Origin of the sequence: Tractidigestivibacter scatoligenes (genome assembly GCF_001494635.1) — a bacterium.
GTDB classification, from domain to species: Bacteria; Actinomycetota; Coriobacteriia; order Coriobacteriales; family Atopobiaceae; genus Tractidigestivibacter; species Tractidigestivibacter scatoligenes.
The window spans coordinates 86,970-111,955 of record NZ_LOJF01000011.1 but is presented as its reverse complement, the minus strand read 5'-3'; the positions used below and the strand labels follow the sequence as shown (position 1 = coordinate 111,955).

Here is a 24,986-nt window from a genome sequence, read left to right as displayed (position 1 = left end):
GTTGCTGCGCGTTAATGATGGAGGCCCGGCAAATGGGTACGCTAGAGCCAGGTTCATGCACGGCACCGGACGAAAGGGTCCACAAATGGACATGGATGACAACAAGAGACGCAGATCAATGCTGATCTACGTGCTCATCGCGATCGTGGTGTACCTCGCGGTGAGCCAGACGCTCTACCCCAACCTGGTGAGCTCCCAGGTGACTGAGACCAGCTACTCTCAGTTCCTCGAGGACGTCGACAACAACAAGGTTGTCTCGGCTGAGATTGACACCAGCAACAACGAGATTAGGTACACCGAGGGCACGGGCGACTCCCAGAAGATCTACAAGACCACCGCCTGGCCCAACGACGACTCCCTTGCCACCACGCTCAAGGAGCACGGCGTGGACATGACGGCGTCGATCCCCGACACCTCGGGTGACCTGTGGCTCTACATGCTCATTGCCTACGGCCTGCCGCTCGTTGGCTTGTTCCTGCTTGGCTGGTGGGCAAACCGCCAGATGAAGAAGCAGATGGGTGATGACGGTCCCTCGATGAACTTTGGCGGAGGAGGCTTTGGCATGGGCGGCGGCCTTGGCCGCTCCAACGCCAAGGAGGTCAAGGGCGAGGACACCGGCGTCACCTTCAAGGACGTCGCAGGCCAGGACGAGGCCAAGGAGTCGCTCCAGGAGATTGTCCACTTCCTCAAGAACCCCGGTAAGTACAACGAGATCGGTGCCAAGTGCCCCCGTGGTGCTTTGCTCGTAGGTCCTCCGGGCACGGGCAAGACGCTGCTTGCCAAGGCCGTTGCAGGCGAGGCAGGCGTGCCGTTCTTCCAGATCTCTGGCTCTGAGTTCGTCGAGATGTTCGTTGGCCGCGGCGCCGCCAAGGTGCGAGACCTCTTCAAGCAGGCCAAGGAGAAGGCCCCCTGCATCGTCTTCATCGACGAGATCGATGCCGTGGGCAAGAAGCGCGACATGTCCATCAACTCCAACGACGAGCGCGAGCAGACCCTGAACCAGCTGCTCTCCGAGATGGACGGCTTCGACAACCACAAGGGCATCGTGGTTCTTGCCGCGACCAACCGCCCCGAGACCCTCGATCCGGCACTGCTGCGCCCCGGCCGCTTTGACCGTCGCATTCCCGTTGAGCTGCCCGACCTTGCCGGCCGCGAGGCCATCCTCAAGATCCACGCCAACGACGTCAAGATGGAGCGCGACATCGACCTCAGCGTGATTGCCCGCTCTACGCCTGGTGCCTCTGGCGCCGACCTCGCCAACATCATCAACGAGGCGGCACTGCGCGCGGTGCGCTACGGCCGCAACCGCGTCTCGCAGGAGGACCTGGAAGAGTCCGTCGACGTGGTCATCGCCGGCGAGAAGAAGAAGTCGACGGTCCTCTCCGAGCACGAGAAGGAGGTCGTGGCCTACCACGAAACCGGCCACGCCATTGTTGCTGCCATGCAGAGCGGCTCCGCGCCCGTCCAGAAGATCACCATCGTGCCGCGCACCTCGGGCGCCCTGGGCTTCACCATGCAGGTCGAGGAGGACCAGCACTTCCTCACCACACGCAAGGAGGCCAAGGACAAGATCGCCGTGCTCTGCGGCGGCCGAGCGGCGGAGGAGCTCATCTTTGGCGAGATGACCACCGGCGCCTCCAACGACATCGAGAAGGCCACCCAGATCGCTCGCGCCATGGTCACCCAGTACGGCATGTCCGACAAGTTTGGCATGGTGGCCCTGGGCCAGCAGCGCAGCCGCTACCTTGGCGGCGGCGAGGAGCTCACCTGCTCGGAGGGCACGGCCCAGGAGATCGACAACGAGGTGCAAGCACTTGTCGAGGAAGGCCACACGCAGGCCATGGAGACCCTCAAGGCCAACCGCTTCAAGCTCCATGAGATTGCCCACTACCTCCAGAAGAAGGAGACCATCACGGGCGAGGAGTTCATGAAGATGCTCAAGCGCGACGATGGCTTTGCCCCGCAGTTCTCTGGACAGAGCGCCCAGTAGGATGGCGGCGGCCTTCGTGAGGTAACTTGCGCTATCACGCTTCATCTCGGTGCCGCGTGGACCGTGCGTCCGCGCGGCACCGTGCTCTTCTCGGGTGAAATCCGCCAGCGCTCGAAAGGGCGCGGCGAACGTGCTATCATGCAGCCCCGAAGGCTGTGAAGGGGACAGGTAGCCTCGGACAGCGCCATGGGAAGCGAGCGGGGATGGTGGGAGCCCGCCTTGGCGTCCGTCGCAAGATCACCCCGGAGCTGCGGCCCCAAAGCAAGGCGCTTCTCGTGCTTGCTAGTAGGCGCCGACGGAGTGGCCGCCGATACAGGCCAGCCGAGTTAGGCGGAAGATCCGCTCGCTGGGTGGTCACAAGCGAAGTGTGAAACGAGCGCTTCGTCCCAGCAGGAGGGACGGGCGCTCTTTTGTGCCCGCGAGATGGAGGGTGTCCAGGTGGCAAACGAGTACAAGAAGACGATGAACCTCCCTAAGACGGGGTTCCCCATGAGGGCTTCGCTCGCCCAGAACGAGCCCAAGCGCCTCGCGCAGTGGGATGAGGACAAGCTCTACGAGCAGCTCCTCAAGAAGAACGAGGGTCACGAGAAGTTCGTGCTGCACGATGGCCCCCCGTACGCCAACGGCCCCATCCACCTGGGCCATGCGCAGAACAAGATCAGCAAGGACATCATCAACCGCTACTGGGCCATGCGCGGCTACCAGACGCCGTATGTGCCTGGCTGGGACTGCCACGGCCAGCCCATCGAGCACAAGGTCGAGGAGACGCTGGGCACCGAGAAGTTCAACCAGCTCCCCACGGTCAAGATTCGCGAGCTCTGCCGCAAGATGGCCGTCGAGCAGGTAGACACCCAGCGCCAGGGCTTCAAGCGTCTGGGGGTGCTGGGCGAGTGGGACAACCCCTACCTCACCTACGTCCACGACTACGACGCCACCGACGTCGAGATCTTCAAGGCCATCTTCGACAAGGGCGCCATCTACCGCGGCCGCAAGCCCGTGCACTGGTGCACCCACTGCCACACGGCTCTCGCCGAGGCCGAGATTGAGTATGGCGACGAGGTCTCGCCGGCCATCTTCGTGCGCTTCGAGATGACCACCGTTCCCGCCGGCCTCGAGGCCTACGAGGGCAACCTCTGGGTTGACATCTGGACCACTACCCCCTGGACGCTGCCCGCCGACGACGCGGTGATTCTGCACCCCGAGGCAGACTACGTGGCCGTGGTTGTCGATGGCCGCGCCGAGCTCATGGCCGAGGCGCTTGTCGAGAAGGACTGCGCCAAGTTTGGCTACGAGTCCTACGAGCTCGCACGCCGCGCCGACGGCGAGGTCTGGCGCATGACGGGCGAGGAGCTCTGCCACAACAAGTACAAGCAGCCCATCTTTGGCGATCAGGGCGTCGAGGGCGAGTTCATCTACGCCGACTACGTCACGCTCGACGACGGCACCGGCATTGTCCACACCGCTCCTGGCCACGGCGTCGATGACTACAACGCGGGCATGCGCTTTGGCATCCCCGTTGTCATGCCCGTCGACGACGACGGCAACTTCTACAAGGGCGACGGCATGGGGACCGGCGGCCCGTGGTCTGGCATGAACGTGAACGATGCCAACCCCAAGATCATCGAGTGGCTCGAGGAGCGCGGCACGCTCATCCTGCACGAGGACATCACCCACAGCTACCCGCACTGCTGGCGCTGCAAGCAGCCCGTCATCTTCCGCGCCACGAGCCAGTGGTTTGTCTCGATGGACAAGACCGGCCTGCGCAAGGACGCCTTGCGCGAGCTCGAGAAGGTCAAGTTCTACCCCGCGCACTCCCGCAACCGCATCACCTCGATGGTCGAGGGCAGGCCAGACTGGTGCATCTCTCGCCAGCGCAACTGGGGCGTGCCCATCCCTGCCTTCACCTGCCAGGACTGCGGCGAGACGGTCATGAACGACGCCACGCTCGACAAGGTCATCGAGCTCTTCCGCGAGAAGGGCTCCGACGCCTGGTTCACCGAGGACCCCGCGAGCTACTTGGGCGACGCCTGCGTGTGCCCCAAGTGCGGCAGCCACAACCTCAAGGCCAACACCGACATCCTGGACGTGTGGTGGGACTCTGGCGTCTCGCACACCGCCGTGTGCAAGCACCGCGGCTACCTCAAGTTCCCCGCCGACATGTACCTCGAGGGCTCCGACCAGCACCGCGGCTGGTTCATGAGCTCGCTCATGACCTCGGTGGGCGCCTACGACGTGGCACCGTACAAGTCGATCGTCTCGCAGGGCTTCACGCTTGACGGCCAGGGCCGCAAGATGTCCAAGTCGCTCGGGAACGTTATCGACCCCAACAAGGAGTGCGACACCCGTGGCGCCGACGTGCTGCGCCTGTGGGTTGCCTCGGTCGACACCTCGACCGACGTCCCCTGCGACGACACGATCCTCGACCACGTGGGTGACGCCTACCGTAAGATCCGCAACACCTTCCGCTTCCTGCTCGGTGAGATCGAGGACCAGTTTGACCCCGCCACCCAGGGCGTCCCCGTGGCGGAGCTCACCGCCTACGACCGCATCACGCTGGCGCACATGTGCGAGGTTCACGACACCGTGGCGCGCGCCTACGAGGGCTACCGCTTCAACGTGGTCTTCCGCACGCTCTACGACTACGTGACCGAGCTTTCAAACGGCTACCTCAACGCGACCAAGGATCGCGTCTACTGCGGCGCCACCAACTCGCCCGAGCGCCGCTCCGCGCAGACCACCTGGGCCTACATCCTGTCGATGCTCATCCACGACTTCCAGCCCATCCTGGTCTACACCACCGACGAGGTCATGCCGCACCTGCCCGCCTCTATGCGAGACAACCAGGAGCACGCGGCACTGCTCGACTGGTACCAGGCGCCTATGACTGCCGCCGAGTACGAGCCCCTGCTCAGGGCCCACAAGGCCCTCGTCGAGGCGAGAAGTGCCTTCACCAAGGCCTATGAGGAGGCGGCTTCCGATGGCGTCATTCCCGAGAAGACCTCGCAGGCCGCTCGCGCGGCGCTCACCATGCCGGCCGAGGCGCTCGAGGAGCTTACCTCCACGGGCATTGACCTTGCCGAGCCCCTCGTGTGCTCTGCGGTCACCGTTGCCGCAGGGGACGAGTTCTCTGCAGCCGTGAGCCACGCCGAGGGCGAGCGTTGCCCCAGGTGCTGGAACTGGCGCGAGCTTGGCGAGGACGGCCTGTGCTGCCGCTGCCACGACGCGGTTGAGGGTGCGTCGCAGCAGGGCTAACATCTAAGGCGGGGAAGTTGTTGGGAGACGTACGTAGGGGGCTTTTGTGACGGTTGACGCAATGCATGGAGCACGCTCATGGCGTGGCGCGAGGCTTGTCGTGTTCTGGGTCATCTGCGTGCTTGCCGTTCTCGTCGACCAGGTCACCAAGGCCGCGGTTCGTGCGTCTCTTATCCCTGGACAGCCCCAGGAGTTCATTCCTGGCGTCCTTGAGCTTTCGTTCGTGAAGAACACGGGCGCGGCGTTCTCCATAGGGGAGGGCGCCGGCCCCGTGTTCATCGTCTTTGCTGTGGTTGTGCTGGCTTTTGGCATCTGGCTCGTATGGTCGCACGATGGGCTGCCCATGCCGCTCGTGGTGTCTGTCGCCTGTGTTTGCGGCGGTGGCGTTGGCAACATGATCGACCGCATGTTTTTTGGCTACGTCACGGACTTCTTTGCCACCACGTTCATGGACTTCCCCGTCTTCAACGTGGCGGACATCTTTGTCACCGTGGGCATTGTGGTCTCGGTGATTCTCTACCTCGTGATGGTGGACGCACCTGCAAGCGCCGCGGAGGCTTCCGCGCGCACCGGCGAGGCCGCCTCTACCGGCGTTGGAGACCGTCAGGATGCCTGATCGTCTCGTTGGCCTGCTCGTGGGGCCAGAGGGGGACGGCGTGCGCATCGATGCGTTCCTCTCGGCACAAGATGGCATGCCGTCGAGGAGCGCGTGTGCGCGTCTCGTCGAGGAGGGGCGCGTGACGCTTAACGCCACGCCCGTCTCGTCCAAGAGCGAGCGCCTGTGCCTGGGCGATCGCCTGCAGGTGACGCTTCCCGAGGAGGAGCCTGCAACGGGTGTCCTTGCCCCCAACCCCTACATCCCGCTGGACATCCGCTTTGAGGACCAGTACCTCATGGTCCTTTCTAAGCAGGCCGGCCTTGTGTGCCATCCCAGTCCCGGTCACGTGGACGACACGCTGGCCAACGCCCTTGTCGCACACTGCGGCTACTCTCACCTGGGACGCCTCCAGGGTGACGACCGGCCGGGCATCGTGCACCGCCTTGACATGGACACCTCGGGCCTCATGGTTGCCGCCAAGGACGACGAGACTCAAAAGGCGCTGCAGGACCTTATTCGTCTGCGTGTGCTCGACCGTCGATACGTGACCCTGGTGCAGGGATATGTGGCCCCCGATAAGGGCACCATCGAGAGCGGCATCGCGCGCTCAACTCGGGACCGCCTGCGCATGATGGTGACCGACGACCCCGGCGCTCGCGAGGCCATCACCACCTTCACCACGCTTGAGCGCTTTGAGGCGGGGCGTCGCGACGACGGCTACACGCTGCTGGAGTGCCACCTCTACACTGGCCGCACGCACCAGATTCGCGTCCACATGCGCCACATTGGTCACTGCGTGGTGGGCGACCCACTCTACGGCCGCGGCGACCTGCGTCAGAATCTGGGTCTTACCAGGCAGTTCCTTCACTCGTGGCACATTCGCTTTGACCATCCTGTGACCGGAGAGACCATCGAGCTTGCCGACGAGCTGCCGGAGGACCTGCGCTCTGTACTAGAATCGCTGAAGGATACCTCAATGGGTCGAACCGAGGCGGGGGAGCGTATTTGCCCGCAGCTTGGTGTGTAACTAACGCAGCCGTCCCGCGTGCGTATTGCTTGACGTGCGCGGCAACGTGAGAGAGAGCTTGCTATGGAGTTCAACAGGATCGGACTCACGCCCATCGTTATCTTCAACATGGTCGTGTGGCTCTTCTTCACGCTGGCGTACTTCTACCAGTTTGTCTACCTCATCCGCGTGGCTGCCCGCGGCACCGTCAAGCTGCCGGCCGCAAAGAAGCTGCACCGCTACGCGTTCTTTATCTCCGCACACAACGAAGAGCCGGTCATTGGCAATCTCGTGCGGTCCATTCTCGCCCAGGACTACCCGCGCGAGCTCATGGACGTCTTCGTGGTGTGCGATGCCTGCACCGACAACACGCACGAGGAGGCCGAGCGCGCCGGCGCCATTGTCTGGGACAGAAATGACCTTGCTCGCCGCGGCAAGAGCTGGGCTATGGACTACGGCTTTGACCGCATTCTCAACGAATATGGTGACAAGTACGAGGGCTTCTTTGTATTTGACGCAGACAACCTGGTCTCGCCCAACTATACCCGCATCATGAATGACGCCTTCGACGCCGGCTACCTGGTGTGCACGAGCTACCGCAACTCCAAGAACTTCGACTCCAGCTGGATTTCTGCCGCTAACGCGCTATGGTTCATGCGCGAGGGCAAGTTCCTGAACAACGCCCGCATGATGGTGGGCACGAGCTGCGCCATCTCTGGTTCGGGCTGGCTTGTCTCGGGCAAGATCATCAAGGGAATGCACGGATGGGACTTCCACACGCTTACGGAGGACATCCAGTTCTCAACGTTCTGCTGCGCGAACAACATCCAGATTGGCTATGCGCCGGCCGAGTTCTTCGACGAGCAGCCCGTCACCTTCAAGGCAAGCTGGGTGCAGCGCCTGCGCTGGACCAAGGGGTTCTACCAGGTGTTCTTCTCGTACTGTAGGGACCTCTTCCACGGCATTCGCCACGGGCGCTTTGCCTCGTACGACATGCTCATGACCATTGCGCCGGGCATGATCCTCACGCTCCTCTCGGCCTTTGTGAACGCTACCTACCTCATTGTGGGCAGCCTGAGCCACGGCTTCATCGCCACGGAGGCCGAGCTCTCCATGTGCGTGGGGTCGCTGATCATGACGTTCTTCTCGATGTACATCGTGTTCTTCCTGTTGGCCGTCATCACGACCATCTCCGAGCGCAAGCACATCCACTGTCACAAGAGCAGGCGCTGGATTATCTTCACCAACCTGTTCACGTTCCCGCTGTTCATGATGACCTACATCCCGATGACGGTGGTTGCCCTGTTCAAGAAGGTCGAGTGGATTCCCACCAAGCACGACATTGCCGTGAACGTCGAGGACGTTCTGGGAGAGGACGCTAGCAACTAGGGGACAAGCAGCAGTGGCGTTGCGATGTGGCCGGGGGAACGATGCTGGCAAGAGTGGCGGCAGGCAGAAGTGGCACGCATTCTCAATGCCGCGCTATTTCGCTGTTTAAGGGCGCCTAACCGGCGAGATCTCGCGGCATCGCCGTGGTGCCGCGCATCCCGAACGTTTAAACCGATCTAACCGTTCGAAAAATTCCTAAATGTCTGAAACGCGCGGCATTTCTAGCAGAGCTTTGCAGGCCGGCCAGCCACCTAGTGGCTGGCGTCTTCTCGCGGCGTTCGCCTTGCGGCTTCAACCTGTGGTGCGTTCTCGCAGCTCGGTGGCCGGGGCCAAAGAGCAGTCCCTTGGATGCTACAATGGCCCGCAACAGTGGCTACCAGTACCGCATTTGCGGAGAGTAGGAGCGCGCACGCATGGCAACGTTCTTCGAAGGGGAATCGCACACCTTCTCTGAGTACCTGCTTGTCCCTGGCTATTCCTCGGCGGAGAACATCCCCGCGAACGTCTCGCTCCGCACGCCCCTCGTGCGCTACAAGCGCGGCGAGGAGCCGGCCTTGAGCCTCAACATCCCCATGGTCTCGGCCATCATGCAGGCGGTCTCTGGCCCCAAGCTTGCCGTGGCGCTTGCCCAGGAGGGCGGCCTCTCCTTCATCTACGGCTCCCAGAGCGCCGACGACGAGGCGGCTATGGTGCGAGAGGTGAAGTCCTACAAGGCCGGCTTTGTGGTCTCTGACTCCACGCTTACGCCCGACATGACGCTCGGCCAGGTCATGGAGATGAAGGAGCGCACCGGCCACTCCACCATGCCTGTCACCGACGACGGCACCTCCCACGGGCACCTCGTGGGCATCGTGACCTCGCGCGACTATCGTCCCTCTCGTGACGACCGTGCCAAGCTCGTCTCGGAATTCATGACCCCGCGCGAGAAGATGATCGTTGCGGAGGACGGCACCTCGCTCAAGACCGCCAACGACATCATCTGGGACAACAAGCTCAACCAGCTGCCCATTGTCGATGCTGATAATCGCCTGGTTGCGCTCGTCTTCCGCAAGGACTACGACTCCCACAAGTCCCGCCCGGACGAACTTCTCGACCAGCACAAGCGCTACCTCGTGGGCGCCGGCATCAACACGCGCGACTACGCCGAGCGCGTCCCCAAGCTGGTGGATGCCGGTGCCGACGTGCTGTGCATCGACTCCTCCGAGGGCTTCTCGGAGTGGCAGAAGCGCACGCTTGCGTGGATTCGCGAGAACTACGGCGACTCCGTGCGCGTGGGCGCGGGTAACGTGGTCGACGCCGAGGGCTTCCGCTTCCTGGCAGACTGCGGCGCTGACTTCGTGAAGGTTGGCATTGGCGGGGGCTCCATCTGCATCACCCGCGAGCAGAAGGGCATCGGCCGTGGCCAGGCGTCTGCGCTTATCGACGTGTGCCGCGCGCGCGACGAGTACTACGAGGAGACCGGCGTCTACGTGCCCGTGTGCTCCGATGGCGGCATCGTCTACGACTACCACATGACGCTTGCGCTGGCCATGGGCGCAGACTTCCTCATGCTCGGCCGCTACTTTGCCCGCTTTGACGAGAGCCCCACGCGTCGTGTCAACGTGAACGGCTCCTACATGAAGGAGTACTGGGGCGAGGGCTCCGCGCGCGCCCGCAACTGGCAGCGCTACGACCTGGGCGGCAGCAAGAAGGGCCTCTCGTTTGTCGAGGGCGTCGACTCCTACGTGCCGTACGCCGGCCCGCTCAAGGAGAACGTCGACAACTCGCTGCTCAAGGTCCGTTCCACGATGTGCAACTGCGGTGCGCTCGACCTTGCCGAGTTCCGCGACAAGGCAAAGCTCACGCTTGTCTCGGCCACGTCGCTTGTCGAGGGCGGCGCACACGACGTGCTGCTCAAGGACTCCAGCCAGCAGGTGAACTTCCGCTCGTAGAATGAGACAAAGGAGACAAAGGGACAGTCCCTTTGTCTCATGGGAGATCAGGATGGACGAGAAGGACTTCGACAACATACGACGCGCCGGCACCGATGCCGCGCGGCAGGTGGGCGAGGCCTTCTCGCAGATTGACCTCTCCGGCGTCTCGAAGTCGATCGAGAAGGCGGTCCGTGACGTAGGGCGGCAGCTGAGCACCTTTGGGCGCCCTGAGCTCTCGCCCTACGTCATCAGCGACCCGGAGGACGCAAGTCGCGCGCGGTGGCGCATGTGGGTTGGCTTTGCCCTTCTCGTCTTCCTGGCACTCCCCCTTCTTGTGGTGGGACTGGGGCTTCTTTTTCTTGGGCCACCCTCTGGCATCGTGACCATGGCGCTTGGGGCTGTTGTGGCCATCCTCGGCGCGCGCCTGGTGGGAAGAGGTTCTCACGAGAAGAACTTTGCCCAGACGCTGCGTCGCGTTGACAAGGCCGTGGGGGACAGGCAGAGCGTTTCCGTGCCCGAACTTGCCGGTGAGGCGGGCGTCGCCGTGCCCGAGCTAGTCTCGGTGCTTGATGAGGCGATCTCGAGGGGGCTTATTCCCGAGGGGCATCTGGACGTTGCCGGGGCCAAAAAGACGCTCTATCTTACCGATGAGGCTTGGAATGCCGCGCGGGTGACGCGGCCTGCAGCTGCTGCGGCTGGCCCAACGGCCGCCGCGGATGCCGACGCGGGTTCATCCACCCTGCCGGAAGAGGCGCGAGAGGTGCTGGCCACCGCCACCCAGAGTGCCAAGCAGATTAGCGACTGTGCATCTAAGATTCGCGAGGCCGAGGTTCGCGCCACGCTTGAGCGCATCGCGTCTAAGAGCGAGGATATCTGCGCCTACGTCATGCATCACCCCGAGATTGCCTCGCAGTTAAGGCGGGCGGCAACCTATTACCTGCCCACCACGGCCAAGCTTGCGGCGTCCTACGCCGAGCTCGAGGGACATACGAACGGGCCAGAGGCCGTAAGGACCCTCTCGGATCTGCGGTCCTCGTTTGCGCAGGTGGACGAGGCGCTCTCGAAGCTTTCTGATGAGCTGGTGCTTGACCAGTCCATCGACGTCCACAGCGACATCGAGGTCCTACGCACTATGCTCGAGCAAGACGGCCTCTCCGAGCGGGATTAAGTTACAGGGTTCTCGTCGGATGCGCTCACGTCAGTGGGGATGGCACGACGGCAGCCCCGACGGCAGCCCCGACGGCACGACGGCAGCCCCGACGGCACGACGGCAGCCCCGACGGTACGACGGCAGCCCCGCAGAGAAGAAATTACGCACGGCTGAGCTTCTCGCCGACAAAAGCCCAGTTGGTATTTGTCGCCAGCGCAGCCGTGCGTAATTCGCTTCCTTGAGCCGGAAAAGTCCCACAACTTGCTCTCGATGTTCCCCAACCTTGGCTAGCCCTGCCATTGGGGCCGCATGTCTGTGGCCTTGCCCCTTTCCTTCTCGGTCATGGGGGTTTCGACGTACCCGGGGCTGACGCTCAGCACGCGGATGTCGTGATGTCTCATATACTTGAGTGCGCAGCCTGCGGAGTACCAGTGAACGAAGTTCTTCGTAATCATGTACGCCACCTGCGGGTCGGCTTCCTCGTTGTGCATGATCGAGGCACGACGGACCAGCTTCTTTACGAAGGCGTCCTCGTCTGTAAGCGCAAGAGGGTAGGTGCGGCGGGGCGTCATGAAGCCCGGAAGCATGTAGCCTCCCTGCGATGCGATGTCGACGATTGCGCCCCCGTCCATGACCTTGTAGAACTCCTGGTTTACGTATACGGTTCCAAGGGCATTGATGCGCACGATCGTCTCTGGGCTAGCCATGTGGCCGGAGACCCCTGCGGCATTGATTACCTTTGTGACCTTGCCGAGTTCGCCGATGGCTAGCGAGGAAAGAACAAACCCATGTCGTGTCCCGATCGAATAATCAGGAAGGCCGTTACAGGATCTGGAAATATTGCCGCCAAGCCCCTATTTGGCTGGGCGGCCTTTGCGCTTGATCTGTAGCGGGAGCTGAGAGAGCGTCTCGAGGATGCCCTCGCCATCGGCTTGTGCCCTGGCTTTTTCCTCGGGCGTGAAGCCGGCTGCCTCGAACGCTTCCTCGGCTGCTGCTTGGTAGTTACGCTTGTGCTTCTTGTTGAGGGCGTTCCAGTCGACGCCAGAGAGCCTCTCTGCGAGTTCTCTGTCGTAGGGCAGCCGCCCCTCTTTCATCATGACCGCTAGGACGGGGTAGCCGGCATAGCCTTGCCAGTAGCTTGCGCTGTCGTTGGAGGCATAGGTGTCCCCATCCCAGGTGACGGTGTAGCGCTTTGCCCCGTTCGAGGAGGTGACCGACGCCTCCTGATCGCCCGTCTCGACGCGCCCATCCGCCAGGGCGGACCAGGCCTCGTATACCTTCTGGAGTAGTGGGAGCTTCTCCATCGATCCTTCTCTCACATTTGTTGTTCGGCCCCCGACGCCAGTCGACGAGGGACTATTTCGAGAGTTGCTGCGTGCACGCCCAACGAGAGACGAGGGACTCGCGACGGCAGCTCTCAGTTCAATAACGACGACAGGCTGGCCAATAGCTAATCCCGCGAGGCTTCGAGGAGCTTGGCCTTGAGCTCTTCCTCGATCTGCGTGAGCTCGCCCTCGGCCTGGCGGCGCTTCTCTCGGCCCTCCGCCTGCACGCGCTTGACCTCGTCAAGCGTCGAGATGAGCTGCTCGTTGGTGTGCTTGAGCGTCTCGATGTCCACCACGCCGCGCTCTGCCTCGCGGGCGGAGTCAACGGTAGCCACCTTGAGCTTGTCGGCATTCTTCTTGAGAAGCTCGTTGGTCATATCGGCAACCTCGCGCTGGGCGCGGGCGGCCTGTGTGGCGTGCTCGATGCCCAGGGCGATGACCATCTGGTTCTTCCAGAGCGGGATGGTGTTGACCACCGTTGACTGGATCTTCTCGGCCATCACCGCGTCGGAGTTCTGGACCATGCGAATCTGCGGCGCCGTCTGGAGTGCCACCTGGCGCGTGAGGTCAAGGTCGTAGATGCGCTTCTCGAAGCGGTCGCACTTTTGTGCCAGGTCGCGCGCGGCCTGGGCGTCCTCGGCGAGGCCCGTCTGCGCCGCCTTGGCCTGGAGCTGGGCAAGCTCGCCGCTGCGCACCTGCTCGAGCTTCTCCTTGCCGGCCACCACGTACATCGTGAGTTCCTTGAAGTACGCCTCGTTCAGCGCGTAGAGCTGGTCGAGCGTGGCAATGTCCTTGAGGAGCGTGCGCTGGTGGCCCTCGAGGGTGTCCGAGATCTCGCGCACGTTCTTCTCGACTGCGGTGTAGCGCGTGCGCAGCGCCTCAAGGTTGTTCTTCGCCTTGTGGAAGATGGCGAGAGGCCCGGACTTCTCCTGCTTGTCGGGGTCAAAGTCCTTGAGTGTCACGATGAGCGAGCTAATGTCGTTGCCAATCTCGCCGAGGTCGTTGTTGCGCACGCCGGCCAGGGCACGCTCGGAGAACTCGGAAACCTTGCGCTGGGAGCCCACGCCGTAGGAGAGGACGCCTGCGGTGTCCGTGATGTCGATCTTCTCGACAAAGGACTCGACCTTCTCTCGCTCGGCTGGCGAGAGGGACTGGGCGGCGTCGTCTGCAGGCGCGGGCGTTGCAGCGGGGGCAGGGTCTGACGTCGAAGGCTTGGGGTCGCCAAACTCCAGCTCGGGCTCGGGGATGTCCATATCGAAGTCCTGCGTGCTCTTGGCCATGGTTCCTCCAGAGGTCTGGGTGCGTGCGCGCGTGATGCATTGCCGCAATTCTACCCTGTGGGGCAGGGCGATAGGCGAGAAGAACGGAGTGGTCCCGCGTGCGGAGAGGGACGTACGAAAGGCTTGCCCGGGCGTCATTCTGGCGCCCGTGGGCGCGTTGCCGCAGCGATTCCGTACGAAAGGGCCTCTCGGGCGAGAAATCGGCGCCGGAGGGCGCGTCTCGTACGGAATCCCGTATAAACCCCTTGCTCGGGCGTCATTTTCTCGCCCGAGGCGCGTTTTCCGTCGAAGCGCCTGCCGCACCTCCTACCACGCTCGCCGCCGTGCGGCCCGTGCCCGCGCGCTACTCGCTCTCGGCGTCTCGATGCGTAAAGTCCAGCGTGTAGGTGTCCTTCTCGAAGGCGGCGTTGAAGATCTGCGTCAACTGGCCCTCGGCGTTCGTCTTGGCCTCGTCGAGAAGCCCGCCGGCAACGGCCTCTTCCTCGCTTCTCTCGACGCACTGTCTGCGAAAGGCGTCGGAGTCCTCCACCGTGATGGGGTTGAAGATGTTGTTGTTCTCCTCGAGCACGCCGCTCTTGTCCATGTCGGGCGTGTTCGAGATGATGTAGGGCTGGTCAAGCGTCACGTGGAGCAGCGATTGGTCCGCCTCGTCCTGCTCGAACTCCGCAGTGGAGAGGTCTACGCCTGCCTTGATGGTGCCCGTATAGCGATACCAGAAGCTCTTCTGGGTGAACGGAACGTCAAAGAGGTCAAGGAAGTCGCGGTTGGAGTCTGTCACCTTGTCGACTATGGCATAGTCCTGCGACGCGCTTACCAGCTCGCCCTCCTCTTGCACGCGCGAGAAGACCACGCTGGGGGAGAGGGTCTGGACGGTGGGCTGGGTCTGCTCGGGCTGGGGAGCCACCAGGGGATAGATGCGCGCGTAGAGAAACGCCCCCAGAACGGCTCCCACAATGAGAACGACAAGCCATATCTTCCACTCACGCAAAATTGTTCTGGCGTGAGATGTCCCGCGGGCCTTGGCTGTCTTCTCATCCGCTTCTTCCATTGGTGCCTCCTTTGTGCGTCTGCTCAGTGTGTCTGTTCATCCGGATCATCCATAAGTGCTTGCAGAAGGTCCATGCCGGGCAGGTCCTCCCGCAAGGGGAGGGGAGCGCTGGGGCATTCCGGCACCTTCCCCATCTCTTCCGCATGGGCTTTTGCCTGCGAGAGCTGCTGCGTCCTTGTCGGCTCTTCCTCGATTGCGGCGGCGAGCGCCTCCGCGCGAACAAGGCGGTCTTCAATATCTTCCAGCTGCTCGGAGAGCCTCTCCGCCTCGATATCAAGAAGCTGCGACAATGTGTGGCCAGCCGTGTCATCACGAAGCCGCTCGGCTGCCTGAGAGAGCGTGAGGCCTTCTCGTCGCTTCTGTGCGAGAAGGAAGAGCACCGCCAGGTCCTGCTCGTCGTACGTGCGACGCCCCCAGCTGCCATCGCTTGGCTTGAGGACTCCCATGCCCCCGCGCCCCTGGTAACAGGCACGTTGTATGTCGCGACGCGATAGCCCCACGAGCCGCTCGACCTCGGCAATCTTCCAGCCACGGCATTTTGTAGCCCCCATGTGCTCACCTCCTTTGTGTTAACCAAACCCGTTCAACAGTTGAACAGCAATCGAGATGCGCTTTCGTGCGGTCATCGGATGCCGTTGCTTCTTCTAAAGGAGGAGTGATTTTCTTGCGACCGGGGGGGCGCCGCCCGGGGCGCCGACGTCTATGCCCTCGCCTGCGTCCCCGGTTGCCGCGTTCCCGGCCCGGGCCGCCGCTGTCCCCGCTCAGCCTCGCGTTTCTTATCGGTATCCGAGAATTGCGACGACTGGGGGGTGCGGAAACGCTGTGCCCGCTTCTCGGAAACCGATAACGAACGCGCGGGCGGGCGGGTGAGCAGACGGATGGAGGTCCCGATTTTCCGTGCGGGCTCATCTCAGGGATGTCAGTCCTTCTCGGCGTATTTATTGCGCGAAATTCCTGAGAATTTATCAACCAACAGGAAAAATGCGCCTCGGGCGAGAAATAACGTGCAATAACTGCGGGCGAGAATCGATTGGCGCCCGGGATGACCGCTGGCATAGCACCTGGGATGACGCCTGGCCGCGGAGGTTAGCTCCTTTTCTGAAACTTGGTAGCGGTGACCTGCGGAAACGCGGCGTCGGTTTAAGAAAAGGAGCTATTCTCCGCGGAAGGTGGGTCTAGAAGGAGCAGAGGGCGGGTGCCGAGAAGGCCATGGTGCCAGCGCCGAGAGGGGCGTCGCCTCGGTACCGCCACTCCGCCGCTGCACCACGGCCGCGCCCCGCCCCGCCCGCTCCCGCTGTGTGTCCAGCAGGTTCCGCATCCCTGCCGCGCACGGGGATACCTGCTAGAATCGACAGGCTATGCAAAGGAGCGAGAAGGGGCTTCACATGTGCGACAGCACTCAGCAGAATGACTTCGAGGTGCCTGCCTACGACGCGCAGGCCATAGAGACCAAGTGGCAGAAGACCTGGGAGGACGAGGAGCTCTACAAGACCGACGAGGACCCCTCCAAGCCCAAGAAGTACGTACTCGAGATGTTCCCGTATCCCTCGGGTGACCTCCACATGGGCCACGCGCGCAACTACACCATCGGTGACGCCATGGCCCGCCAGGCTCGCATGCGCGGCTATGACGTGCTGCACCCCATGGGCTTCGACGCCTTTGGCCTCCCTGCCGAGAACGCGGCCATCAAGCACCACACGCAAGCTGCCAAGTGGACCTACCAGAACATCGCACAGGCCGTCAAGACCATGAAGCGCATGGGCTTCTCGTACGACTACGACCGCATGTTCAACACCTGCGACCCCGAGTACTACAAGTGGGGCCAGTGGATGTTCATCGAGATGTGGAAGCGCGGCCTGGCGTATCGCGCCACCAGCCCCGTGAACTGGTGCCCCACCTGCAAGACGGTCCTCGCCAACGAGCAGGTCGTCGAGGGCCGCTGCTGGCGCTGCGGCTCCATCCCCGAGAAGCGCGAGCTCTCCCAGTGGTACCTCAAGATCACCGACTACGCCCAGGAGCTCCTCGATGACCTCGACAAGCTCACCGGCTGGCCGGAGAACGTCAAGGCCCAGCAGCGCAACTGGATCGGTCGCTCCGAGGGCGCCGAGATCGACTTCAGGCTGGCCGCCGAGGACGGCGTGACGCCCACCGACCGCACGATCTCCGTCTTCACTACGCGCGCCGACACCATCTTTGGCGTCTCGTTCATGGTGCTCCCGCCCGAGAGCGACCTTGCCGCCGAGCTCGTCAAGGGCACCCAGTACGAGGCCGACTACCTGCGCCTCAAGGAGGCAACCGAGAAGGTCTCCTCTGTGGACCGCCAGGGCTCTGCGCGCGAGAAGCACGGAGTCTTCACCGGCCGCTACGTGATCAACCCCGTGACGGGCAAGCCCGCCCCGCTGTGGGTTGCCGACTACGTCCTTCTCGACTACGGCACCGGCGCCGTGATGGGCGTCCCCTGCGGTGACCAGCGCGACTTCGACTTCGCGCGTAAGTACGGCCTGCCCATCCCGCCGATCATCTGCCAGAAGGAAGATCCCCTCTACGACGAGCTCAAGGACGAGCGCGAGCTGCGCGTGACCAACGTCGACTGGGACCAGGCTATGGCAGCCGAGGGCTACCTCGTGCAGTCCGGCCAGTTCACGGGCATGAAGGGCGGAAAGCACTCCGAGGCCGTCGACGCCATCGTTGCCTGGCTCGAGGAGCACGGCTGCGGCCGCACCAAGGTGCAGTTCCGCCTGCGCGACTGGCTCATCAGCCGCCAGCGCTACTGGGGCAACCCCATCCCCATGATCCACTGTGACTGCTGTGGCGACGTGCCCGTGCCTGAGGACCAGCTGCCGGTGCGCCTGCCCGACAACCTCGATCTGGGCGCAGGCGACACCCTCGCCGAGTGCCCCGAGTTCTACGAGACCACCTGCCCCAAGTGCGGCAAGCCGGCCAAGCGCATCACCGACACCATGGACACCTTCACGTGCTCCAGCTGGTACTACCTGCGCTACACCGATCCCCACAACGACAAGGCCCCCTTCTCCAAGGAGGCCGTGGACCGCTGGATGCCCGTCGACAACTACATCGGTGGCATCGAGCACGCAATTCTCCACCTGCTCTACTCGCGCTTCTGGACTAAGGTCCTGCGCGACATGGGCATGATCGACGTGGACGAGCCCTTCACCAACCTGCTCTGCCAGGGCATGGTCAAGGACGAGAACGGCGACACCATGTCCAAGTCCAAGGGCAACGTGGTCCCGCCCTCCAGCGTGATCGACCCCTACGGCGCGGACACCATGCGCTTGGCCATCCTCTTCGTGGCTCCGCCCGAGAAGGACTTCGATTGGGACCCCGAGGCGGTCGCGGGCGCCAACCGCTTCATCAAGCGCGCCTGGCGCGTGGTGTGGCTGCTCTCGCACGGCGCCAAGAGGGGAGAGGTCGACCCCGCAAAGCTCTCCGGTGCAGACGCAGAGCTCAATCGCGCCCTCCACGAGCTGGGCATCAAGTGCACGAACGACTTTGACCGCGGCCAGTTCAACACGGCCATCTCCGCGTCGATGGAGCTTGTGAACGCGGCGTCCAAGTACGTGAACGACGTCCCCGAGGACAAGCGCGACGCCGCCCTCGCCTGGCGCGTTGCCCACGACATCGTGACCATGCTGGCCCCCATCTGCCCGCACTGGGCAGAGGAGCTCTTCCACGAGGCGCTTGGCCTTACCGGCTCCGTGTACAACGAGCCCTGGCCCAAGTTTGACGCCGAGCAGGCCAAGAGCGACCTGGTTGAGATCGCAGTGCAGGTCAAGGGCAAGGTGCGCGCCCGCATACAGGTGGCTGCCGACGTCTCCAAGGAGGAGCTCGAGGCCGCGGCACGCGAGGCGGTTGCCGAGCAGATCGCCGGCAAGACCGTGAAGAAGGTCGTAGTGGTGCCCGGACGCCTGGTGAACATCGTCGCCATCTAGCACGTCTGCGCCGTCTGGCGTACGCTGGCATCTGTTATGGCGGGTTCGGCACACGCGCCGAGCCCGCCTTCTTGTTAGCATCCTTATCCGGAGTATGCGCATGCACGTTGACCTGCACATCATGCCACTCACAGACGCACCTGTAGACTGGGCCTCTCACCTGAGGCTCGTTTGTCCGCGCTACCAGGGGAAGGCAACGACTAAAGCGCCGGAGCCTGCGCGCTTGGGTGAGTTTGCGGCGGGGCTACTCCTGGCGTCCGTCCTTGGCGTGCAATCGGATGACGCGCTTGTGCTGGGACCCGAGGGCAAGCCGGAGCTGGCCACGGGTTTCCCGCACATTGGGCTTTCGCACGACGATGGTATTGCCGTCCTCGCGGTTGCTCCCGACGTGGTGGGCGTGGACGTGGAGGAGGTGCCAGCCCAGTACGGCAGGCTCCAGCGAGACGCCCTACGGAGGGTGCTCTCGGCCGAGGAGCTGGCGAAGACGGAGGCCTCGCCAGACCCGGCTATGGCATTCGCGCTTGCATGGACACGCGTGGAGGCCGTGCTCAAGGCCGATGGTCGCGGCTTTGCCTTCGACGTGCGAGGAGGGCAGCTCCCTCAGGGCTGGCAGACCGCGCACACGCTGGTAGACGGCCACGCGGTGACCTGCGCCACCCGAGAAGAGCCAGCACCTCTCGTCCATCGCCTGGGCATGCGCGAGGCCATCTCGCTTCTCGAGGGCGAGCAGAGCGCCCACAAGCACTAATCGCGTCGGTACCTCTCGGCGTTCCTTTGCACTGATGCACAATGCGCCGGTGGCCCCATGGCCCCAATTTGAATCCCCTTACATTGCCCGGCCATGCGTCCGGCCCCAAACTCATACACGTAAGAAGCTTTATCGACGCCGCGAAAGGGGCAGACATGGACCAGGATCGTCAGGAAGTTTGGGACGCGCTCACCACCCGCGCCAGCCAGCTCTTTGGGAAGGACCCCTCCGAGTTTACGGAGGACACCAAGTTCGCGGACCTTGGCATCAAGTCGGTGCAGGTCTCGCAGATTACGACCTACCTCGAGGACGAGCTCGACATCGAGGTTCCCTACATGAAGTTCCGCCGCTGCGCCACGTTTGGCGAGGCCACGGACTTTGTCTGCGACCTTCTCGACCAGTAGGGGGCGTGCGATGTTTCTAGAGCCTAGGATTCCTGAGGACTGGGTTCCCGTCACCGACAAGAAGCTGCACGACCTCATCAAGATGACGGGCGAGTGCGCAAGCTTCAACGAGGACGAGTGCCCCATCTACTGGGACCCCGACACCGAGGGCTACATCTTCCTGCACCGCGAGGCCTTTGGCGAGGACGAGGTCATGGCGGCCTACCGCGTGGCGCGTCAGCCCAACGACAACCAGGCAGAGGTTGACCTCTCCGCGAGCGACGACCCCATGGCCCGCATGGGCCAGGGTTTCTGCCCGCCGTTCAACCCACACACCTACCAAGCGGCTGACGGCGTGGTGTGCATGCAGGACCAGGAAGTGGTCATGCGAGACGGCACCAAGATCTATTGTGACATCTACAAGCCCGAGGCCGAGGGCCGCTATCCCACGATCGTCTCGTGGTCATGGTTTGGCAAGCGCCCGGGCGACGGCATGAGCGAGTGGCAGATCATGGGCGTGCCCCCCGCGACGGTCTCCAAGTGCGCCAAGTTCGAGTCGCCCGATCCGCTCTTCTGGTGCTACAAGGGCTACGCCGTGGCCAACGTGGACGTGCGTGGTGCGGGCCACTCCGAGGGCTCGGTTCACATGTTCACGCACCAGGACCGCGAGGACGGCTACGATTTCGTGGAGTGGGTTGCCGCCCAGCTCTGGTCCAACGGCCGAGTAGGCATGTCGGGCAACTCCGGTGTGGCCATGCACCAATGGGGCATCGCTTCCACCTGCCCACCCCACCTGGCCTGCATTGCGCCCTGGGAGTGCACGACCGACCTCTACCGCGAGAGCTTCTTCGAGGGTGGCGTGCCTGCCCTCTCGTTCAACAAGTTCATTGCCGCGCAGGTGACGGGCCCCAACGGCGTCGACGACCAGGTCGCCATGGCCAAGATGTACCCTGACATGAACGCCTACTGGAACGACAAGCGCGCGGACGTGCGCAAGGTCAAGATCCCCGTCTACCAGACCGCCGGTTGGTCGCACTTCCACCTGCCGGGCTCGTTCAACGCCTGGAGGCGCTGCCGCAGCCACCTCAAGTGGATGCGCGCGCACAGGGACTTCGAGTGGCCTGACACCTACAACCCCGAGAACCTCGAGGACCTGCTGCGCTATTACGACCGCTACCTCAAGGGCATCCACAACGGCTGGGAGATGACGCCGCGCGTCCGCCTGGACATCATGGACGGCTACGACGTGGACTACCAGGAGCAGCGCCCCGAGAAGGCCTGGCCCATCAAGCGCACCCAGTACAAGAAGCTCTACCTCGACGCGTCCGCGCCCAAGGACTGCGCGCCGCTCGACCACAAGTCCGCGTGCTTCTCGCTCTCGACCGAGCCGGTGTCCACGCAGGCAAAGGCCAGCTACGACCCGGCGGACGAAGAGGTCGACTTTGACCTCACGCTCCCCGAGGACGTCGAGATCACGGGCTACATGAACCTGCACCTCTTTGTCTCCTGCGACGGCTTCGATGACATGGACCTCTTCGTGAACATCCAGAAGGCCGACGCCGAGGGCAACTGGGTGCCCTGGCTCACACTCGACGAGCCGCACCCGGGTGCGTGGGGCAAGTGCCGCGTGTCTCGCGCGACGGTCGACACCGCCCTCACCAAGGCGCACACCCCGGTTTACACGATGACCGACACCAACAAGCTCGCCGAGGGCGAGGTGCGCGCGGTTGACATCGCGATTGTGCCCACTGCTCGCGTGTACCACAAGGGCGAGCGCTTCCGCGTGCAGATCTCGGGCCGCTACATCCGCGACGGGTGGTTCGAGCCGCTCTCGTGGGACACCGACAACCACGGCACCCACAACATCCACACCGGTGGCGAGTGGGAGTCCTGGATCGAGGTGCCCGTGGTGCCACCGAGGTACCAGGCGGGCGAGTACGTGCACCGCTAGGCAGACAGCCCGATAAGACGGCATTGCCGTAGGGCCCTCTGGCACAAGGCCAGAGGGCCCTTCTCTGTTACGGTGCGGCAGCAGCGGGTGCGCGCCGCACGCCACCGTGCGTTTGCACAACCCTCATCCAAACCCCGGATGCAGTTTCGTCTCGACAGACGAATACCGCGAGAACTCCGCCGCCTACCATCAGGGAGGCGTGCGCGAGACCGGTTAGGCCGGTGCCACGCGCCAAGCATCCCACATCCCAGGAGAGGGGTTCTTCATGGCAAAGTTCAAGGTTATGGCCGTTTGCGCAGGCAGGAAGGGTGGTAACGGCGAGGCTCTCGCCAAGGAGGCACTGTGCGCCGTTGAGGAGGCGGGCGGCGAGGTCGAGCTGCTCAATCTCTTCGACTACAACATCCTGCCGTGCACCGGCTGCGAGGGCTGCACCATGCAGATGGGCAAGATGGCAGCCGGCCTTCAGAAGGAGTACCACGGCTGCATCCTCAAGGACAAGGACGACACGGACGCGATCATCACCGAGATGCACACGTGCCAGGGCATCATCTTCGTGGTTCCCACCTACGACCTCACGCCGAGCTCGCTCTATACGCGCCTGGCACAGCGCTTCCTTGCTTATGAGCTCTCGTTCCTGCTCGCCATCGGTGCCGTCAAGGAGAACCCGCACACCGTTGCCGGCCTCATCTCGGTGGGTGGCTCCATGCACGACTGGCAGTCGCTGGCGCTCGAGAGCCTGCAGGCGACCATGTTCACCCAGTCCCTCCAGGTGGTCGACCGTTACATGGCCACGCGCGACGGCCGACCCGGCAACACCTTCGTCTACGCCGACCAGCTGCCCCGCGCGCGCAAGATGGGCGAGAACATAGTGAAGGCCATCAACACCCCCGTCGAGGAGCGCGGCTGGCTCGGCGATCCCAACGACGGCGTGTGCCCCAACTGCCACTCCAGCCTCGTCTACCCTGGCGACAAGCACTGGGACGGCATCGAGTTCCCGTGGGAGTGCGCTGTGTGCGGTGCCGGCGGAACGCTGGGCACCAACCCCGAGACCGGTCGTCCCATGCTGGTGATTGACCCCAAGAATGGCCTCATCCGCGACCGCAACAACGACAAGGCTCGCGCCGAGCACCTGAACGAGATCAACAAGACGCGCGATGAGTTCTTTGCGCAGCAGGATCAGATCAAGGACCAGATGAAGAAGTACCGCGACATGAAGTTCCCGACCCTGGAGATTAAGAGGTAGCTTCTCCTTCTCCGCCAGCGCTTAACTGTACCGCCCGGCTGCGAGTCTTTCCCGCAGTCGGGCGGTGTTGCTCTAGCCCGGAAGGCGGACGGTCTGGTTTGGCGCACCCTCGGGGCGGTCCTGCTCCTACTCGTTCTCGATTCTGAAGTCATTGCGCGAGGTGCTGATGCGTGACTTAAAGAGGTCGAGGTAGAAGAGGACGCGGTACGAGAGCTGAAGCATGAACTGGTCCTCGCCGGAGGAGAGGTTGCACCCCAGGATTTCACGGATGCGACCCATGCGGTAGAGCAGCGTGTTCTTGTGCAGGTTGAGCATCTTGGCGGCGCGTTGGGTGTTGCATGCGTTCTGCAGGTAGATGAAGAGCGTGTCCATGAGCTCGGTCCCGTGGTCCCGATCGTAGCGTGCCAGGCGCATGAGCGAGGGATGCACAAAGTTCAGCAGGTTGTACTGGGTGTTGGTGAGGCCGAGCATCTGCACGTAGGCGTAGTCGCAGTAGTGGTAAACCTGTCCGTCCTCGAGAAAGACCGAGACCATACGCCCCGCCTTGATGGCTGCCCGTGCCTGCTCGTAGTGGCTGCGGATGTGCGTGAGGTCGTCAAAGGCGTTGCTCACGCCTATCGAGAGGTCGTTGACGTCGGCGACCTTGCGGAGCAGCTCTTCGGTGTAGTCACCCAGGCCAGCGCCCTTCTCGCGCGAGAAGGCCACCACCAGCGCGTCCTCGTACGTTGCGTAGATGCTGTTCTGGAGGCATCCCGTGAGCTGCATGGCTATGGTGTTGAGGTCATGTGGTGCCACGCGCGCGTGGTTGGGGTCCAGGACGGCAATGTAGAGCTCGGGCAGGGGAGTGAACTCCAGCACGCTCAGGCGTCGTGCGGTCACGGCATGGCTGGGCTGCTCGTCGTTGAGCAGGTTCACCAGGAAGTAGGAGTCCATCTGGCCGCGGCTTGCGGTGTAGAGGTTCGTCTTCTGCATCTCCTGCGCCACAAAGCGACCCAGGCGTCCCATGCACTCCAGGTCAACGTCGCCAAACGGGTGGTCGCGCTCGATCACCATAGTGTGCGCGATGGTTACCCCGTGCACAACCGAGGGCGTGACCATGGTGTTCGCGCCCAGGACCTCGTTGTAGATCACGATGGGCCTGGGAGATTGCGCGCAGCGCTCGGTGATGCGGGCATGCTCGATGAAGGCAACGCCGTCCTCGAGGATGGACTCGTAGCGAAACTCCTGCTCGAGCACTTGGTCCAGGTGGCGGCTGGGATCGAGCTTTCCCTCAACATGGCGCGCCACGTAGTGGTAGGCGCTGTCCACCACTACGACGGGGTTGCCCAGCGCCCTCGATGCCTCCTCGACGACGTACTGCAGGCCGTTGTTGGAGAAGTGCGCGGTGAGCATGCGACGCACGATGTCAGTTACCTGGATGTCCTCGAGGAAGAACCCCTGAAGCTCGTTGTAGCAGGTGAAAGGGTTGAACTCCAGGCGGAGCAGGATCACGTTGCAGGAGGGATTGTCCAGCAGCCCCTTCGGCACCTCCTGGCACCCAAACAGCACCACGTTGAAAATGTCCTCGATGGGCGCCTCCGGGAGGTGAACGTCATCCGAGAAGTACAGGACGTTGGGATGGGGGAGCCCCGTCGCGGGCGTGAGGAAGCAGATGTTGTCGATGTTTACCTCGGGATCGCGGAGCTTCCTTGTGGCAACGGACCCCTCGGGCAGGCGTGACAGCAGCTCCTTGAGTTCCATGTGCGAGTCCCCCTTCTCGT

Annotated in this window: 18 protein-coding genes; 12 read left to right on the top strand and 6 right to left on the bottom strand. The window is 63.3% G+C overall.

What is annotated here, in order from left to right; translation table 11 throughout:
• The first annotated feature begins 85 nt into the window (after positions 1-85).
• The 7 genes from ftsH (at position 86) to AUL39_RS09125 (ending at position 11,316) form a co-directional block, all read left to right on the top strand.
• Positions 86-1,990 (top strand): ATP-dependent zinc metalloprotease FtsH, encoded by a 1,905-nt coding sequence (gene ftsH, locus AUL39_RS09155; RefSeq protein ID WP_059055549.1) that lies wholly within the window; start codon positions 86-88, stop codon positions 1,988-1,990.
• 438 nt (positions 1,991-2,428) lie between these two features.
• Positions 2,429-5,242: an isoleucine--tRNA ligase gene (ileS, locus tag AUL39_RS09150; RefSeq protein ID WP_059055822.1), complete on the top strand. Its 2,814-nt coding sequence runs from the start codon at positions 2,429-2,431 to the stop codon at positions 5,240-5,242.
• A gap of 61 nt (positions 5,243-5,303) precedes the next feature.
• Positions 5,304-5,858, top strand: coding sequence for a signal peptidase II (lspA, locus tag AUL39_RS09145; RefSeq protein WP_059055820.1), 555 nt, complete (start codon positions 5,304-5,306; stop codon positions 5,856-5,858).
• Positions 5,851-6,867, top strand: coding sequence for an RluA family pseudouridine synthase (locus AUL39_RS09140; protein ID WP_059055547.1), 1,017 nt, complete (start codon positions 5,851-5,853; stop codon positions 6,865-6,867). Before lspA ends, AUL39_RS09140 begins: the two co-directional genes overlap by 8 nt.
• Before the next feature lie 63 nt (positions 6,868-6,930).
• A complete protein-coding gene (locus AUL39_RS09135; protein WP_059055545.1) occupies positions 6,931-8,235 on the top strand; it encodes a glycosyltransferase family 2 protein in 1,305 nt (434 codons plus the stop codon).
• Between the two features lie 413 nt (positions 8,236-8,648).
• Positions 8,649-10,166 carry an IMP dehydrogenase gene (locus AUL39_RS09130; protein ID WP_059055543.1) on the top strand — a complete coding sequence of 506 codons (1,518 nt, stop codon included), beginning with the start codon at positions 8,649-8,651 and terminating at the stop codon, positions 10,164-10,166.
• A 52-nt stretch (positions 10,167-10,218) separates the two neighbouring features.
• Positions 10,219-11,316 (top strand): 5-bromo-4-chloroindolyl phosphate hydrolysis family protein, encoded by a 1,098-nt coding sequence (locus tag AUL39_RS09125; RefSeq protein ID WP_059055541.1) that lies wholly within the window; start codon positions 10,219-10,221, stop codon positions 11,314-11,316.
• Positions 11,317-11,585: 269 nt separating this feature from the next.
• Here AUL39_RS09125 and AUL39_RS09120 read toward each other — a convergent pair whose 3' ends face one another.
• From AUL39_RS09120 to AUL39_RS09100, 5 genes are all read right to left on the bottom strand, one after another.
• Entirely contained in the window at positions 11,586-12,005 is a 420-nt protein-coding gene (locus AUL39_RS09120; protein ID WP_059055539.1) for a Rossmann-fold NAD(P)-binding domain-containing protein, read from the bottom strand.
• A 147-nt stretch (positions 12,006-12,152) separates the two neighbouring features.
• The gene (locus tag AUL39_RS09115) at positions 12,153-12,602 is read right to left on the bottom strand and encodes a hypothetical protein (protein WP_059055537.1); all 450 of its coding nucleotides are present in this window, start codon (positions 12,600-12,602) and stop codon (positions 12,153-12,155) included.
• 146 nt (positions 12,603-12,748) lie between these two features.
• Positions 12,749-13,903 carry a toxic anion resistance protein gene (locus tag AUL39_RS09110; RefSeq protein WP_059055536.1) on the bottom strand — a complete coding sequence of 385 codons (1,155 nt, stop codon included), beginning with the start codon at positions 13,901-13,903 and terminating at the stop codon, positions 12,749-12,751.
• A 343-nt stretch (positions 13,904-14,246) separates the two neighbouring features.
• Positions 14,247-14,951, bottom strand: a complete 705-nt coding sequence (locus tag AUL39_RS09105; RefSeq protein ID WP_059055534.1) for a DUF4230 domain-containing protein — start codon at positions 14,949-14,951, stop codon at positions 14,247-14,249.
• A gap of 23 nt (positions 14,952-14,974) precedes the next feature.
• Positions 14,975-15,502 (bottom strand): helix-turn-helix domain-containing protein, encoded by a 528-nt coding sequence (locus AUL39_RS09100; RefSeq protein ID WP_059055532.1) that lies wholly within the window; start codon positions 15,500-15,502, stop codon positions 14,975-14,977.
• An 834-nt stretch (positions 15,503-16,336) separates the two neighbouring features.
• Here AUL39_RS09100 and leuS point away from each other — a divergent pair.
• From leuS to AUL39_RS09075, 5 genes are all read left to right on the top strand, one after another.
• Complete coding sequence (gene leuS, locus AUL39_RS09095; protein ID WP_059055529.1) at positions 16,337-18,901, top strand: leucine--tRNA ligase; 2,565 nt, start codon at positions 16,337-16,339, stop codon at positions 18,899-18,901.
• Positions 18,902-19,022: 121 nt separating this feature from the next.
• The gene (locus AUL39_RS09090) at positions 19,023-19,649 is read left to right on the top strand and encodes a 4'-phosphopantetheinyl transferase family protein (RefSeq protein WP_160327071.1); all 627 of its coding nucleotides are present in this window, start codon (positions 19,023-19,025) and stop codon (positions 19,647-19,649) included.
• A gap of 155 nt (positions 19,650-19,804) precedes the next feature.
• A complete protein-coding gene (locus AUL39_RS09085) occupies positions 19,805-20,053 on the top strand; it encodes an acyl carrier protein (protein ID WP_059055526.1) in 249 nt (82 codons plus the stop codon).
• 10 nt (positions 20,054-20,063) lie between these two features.
• Positions 20,064-21,983 (top strand): CocE/NonD family hydrolase, encoded by a 1,920-nt coding sequence (locus tag AUL39_RS09080; RefSeq protein WP_059055523.1) that lies wholly within the window; start codon positions 20,064-20,066, stop codon positions 21,981-21,983.
• Positions 21,984-22,248: 265 nt separating this feature from the next.
• The gene (locus AUL39_RS09075; protein ID WP_059055521.1) at positions 22,249-23,226 is read left to right on the top strand and encodes a flavodoxin family protein; all 978 of its coding nucleotides are present in this window, start codon (positions 22,249-22,251) and stop codon (positions 23,224-23,226) included.
• Between the two features lie 126 nt (positions 23,227-23,352).
• Here AUL39_RS09075 and AUL39_RS09070 read toward each other — a convergent pair whose 3' ends face one another.
• On the bottom strand, positions 23,353-24,966 hold the full coding sequence (locus tag AUL39_RS09070; RefSeq protein ID WP_059055519.1) for a PucR family transcriptional regulator: 1,614 nt from the start codon (positions 24,964-24,966) through the stop codon (positions 23,353-23,355).
• Positions 24,967-24,986: the final 20 nt, after the last annotated feature.

Excerpts from the sequence above, each read along its gene's own strand:
- AUL39_RS09100 (WP_059055532.1), bottom strand. The coding sequence starts at position 15,502 with ATGGGGGCTACAAAATGCCGTGGCTGGAAGATTGCCGAGGTCGAGCGG.
- AUL39_RS09075 (WP_059055521.1), top strand. The coding sequence starts at position 22,249 with ATGGCAAAGTTCAAGGTTATGGCCGTTTGCGCAGGCAGGAAGGGTGGT.
- AUL39_RS09105 (WP_059055534.1), bottom strand. The coding sequence starts at position 14,951 with ATGGAAGAAGCGGATGAGAAGACAGCCAAGGCCCGCGGGACATCTCAC.
- AUL39_RS09085 (WP_059055526.1), top strand. The coding sequence starts at position 19,805 with ATGGACCAGGATCGTCAGGAAGTTTGGGACGCGCTCACCACCCGCGCC.
- AUL39_RS09080 (WP_059055523.1), top strand. The coding sequence starts at position 20,064 with ATGTTTCTAGAGCCTAGGATTCCTGAGGACTGGGTTCCCGTCACCGAC.
- ftsH (WP_059055549.1), top strand. The coding sequence starts at position 86 with ATGGACATGGATGACAACAAGAGACGCAGATCAATGCTGATCTACGTG.
- lspA (WP_059055820.1), top strand. The coding sequence starts at position 5,304 with ATGCATGGAGCACGCTCATGGCGTGGCGCGAGGCTTGTCGTGTTCTGG.
- AUL39_RS09130 (WP_059055543.1), top strand. The coding sequence starts at position 8,649 with ATGGCAACGTTCTTCGAAGGGGAATCGCACACCTTCTCTGAGTACCTG.
- AUL39_RS09070 (WP_059055519.1), bottom strand. The coding sequence starts at position 24,966 with ATGGAACTCAAGGAGCTGCTGTCACGCCTGCCCGAGGGGTCCGTTGCC.
- leuS (WP_059055529.1), top strand. The coding sequence starts at position 16,337 with ATGTGCGACAGCACTCAGCAGAATGACTTCGAGGTGCCTGCCTACGAC.
- AUL39_RS09110 (WP_059055536.1), bottom strand. The coding sequence starts at position 13,903 with ATGGCCAAGAGCACGCAGGACTTCGATATGGACATCCCCGAGCCCGAG.
- AUL39_RS09090 (WP_160327071.1), top strand. The coding sequence starts at position 19,023 with ATGCCACTCACAGACGCACCTGTAGACTGGGCCTCTCACCTGAGGCTC.
- AUL39_RS09115 (WP_059055537.1), bottom strand. The coding sequence starts at position 12,602 with ATGGAGAAGCTCCCACTACTCCAGAAGGTATACGAGGCCTGGTCCGCC.
- AUL39_RS09135 (WP_059055545.1), top strand. The coding sequence starts at position 6,931 with ATGGAGTTCAACAGGATCGGACTCACGCCCATCGTTATCTTCAACATG.
- AUL39_RS09140 (WP_059055547.1), top strand. The coding sequence starts at position 5,851 with ATGCCTGATCGTCTCGTTGGCCTGCTCGTGGGGCCAGAGGGGGACGGC.
- AUL39_RS09120 (WP_059055539.1), bottom strand. The coding sequence starts at position 12,005 with ATGGCTAGCCCAGAGACGATCGTGCGCATCAATGCCCTTGGAACCGTA.
- AUL39_RS09125 (WP_059055541.1), top strand. The coding sequence starts at position 10,219 with ATGGACGAGAAGGACTTCGACAACATACGACGCGCCGGCACCGATGCC.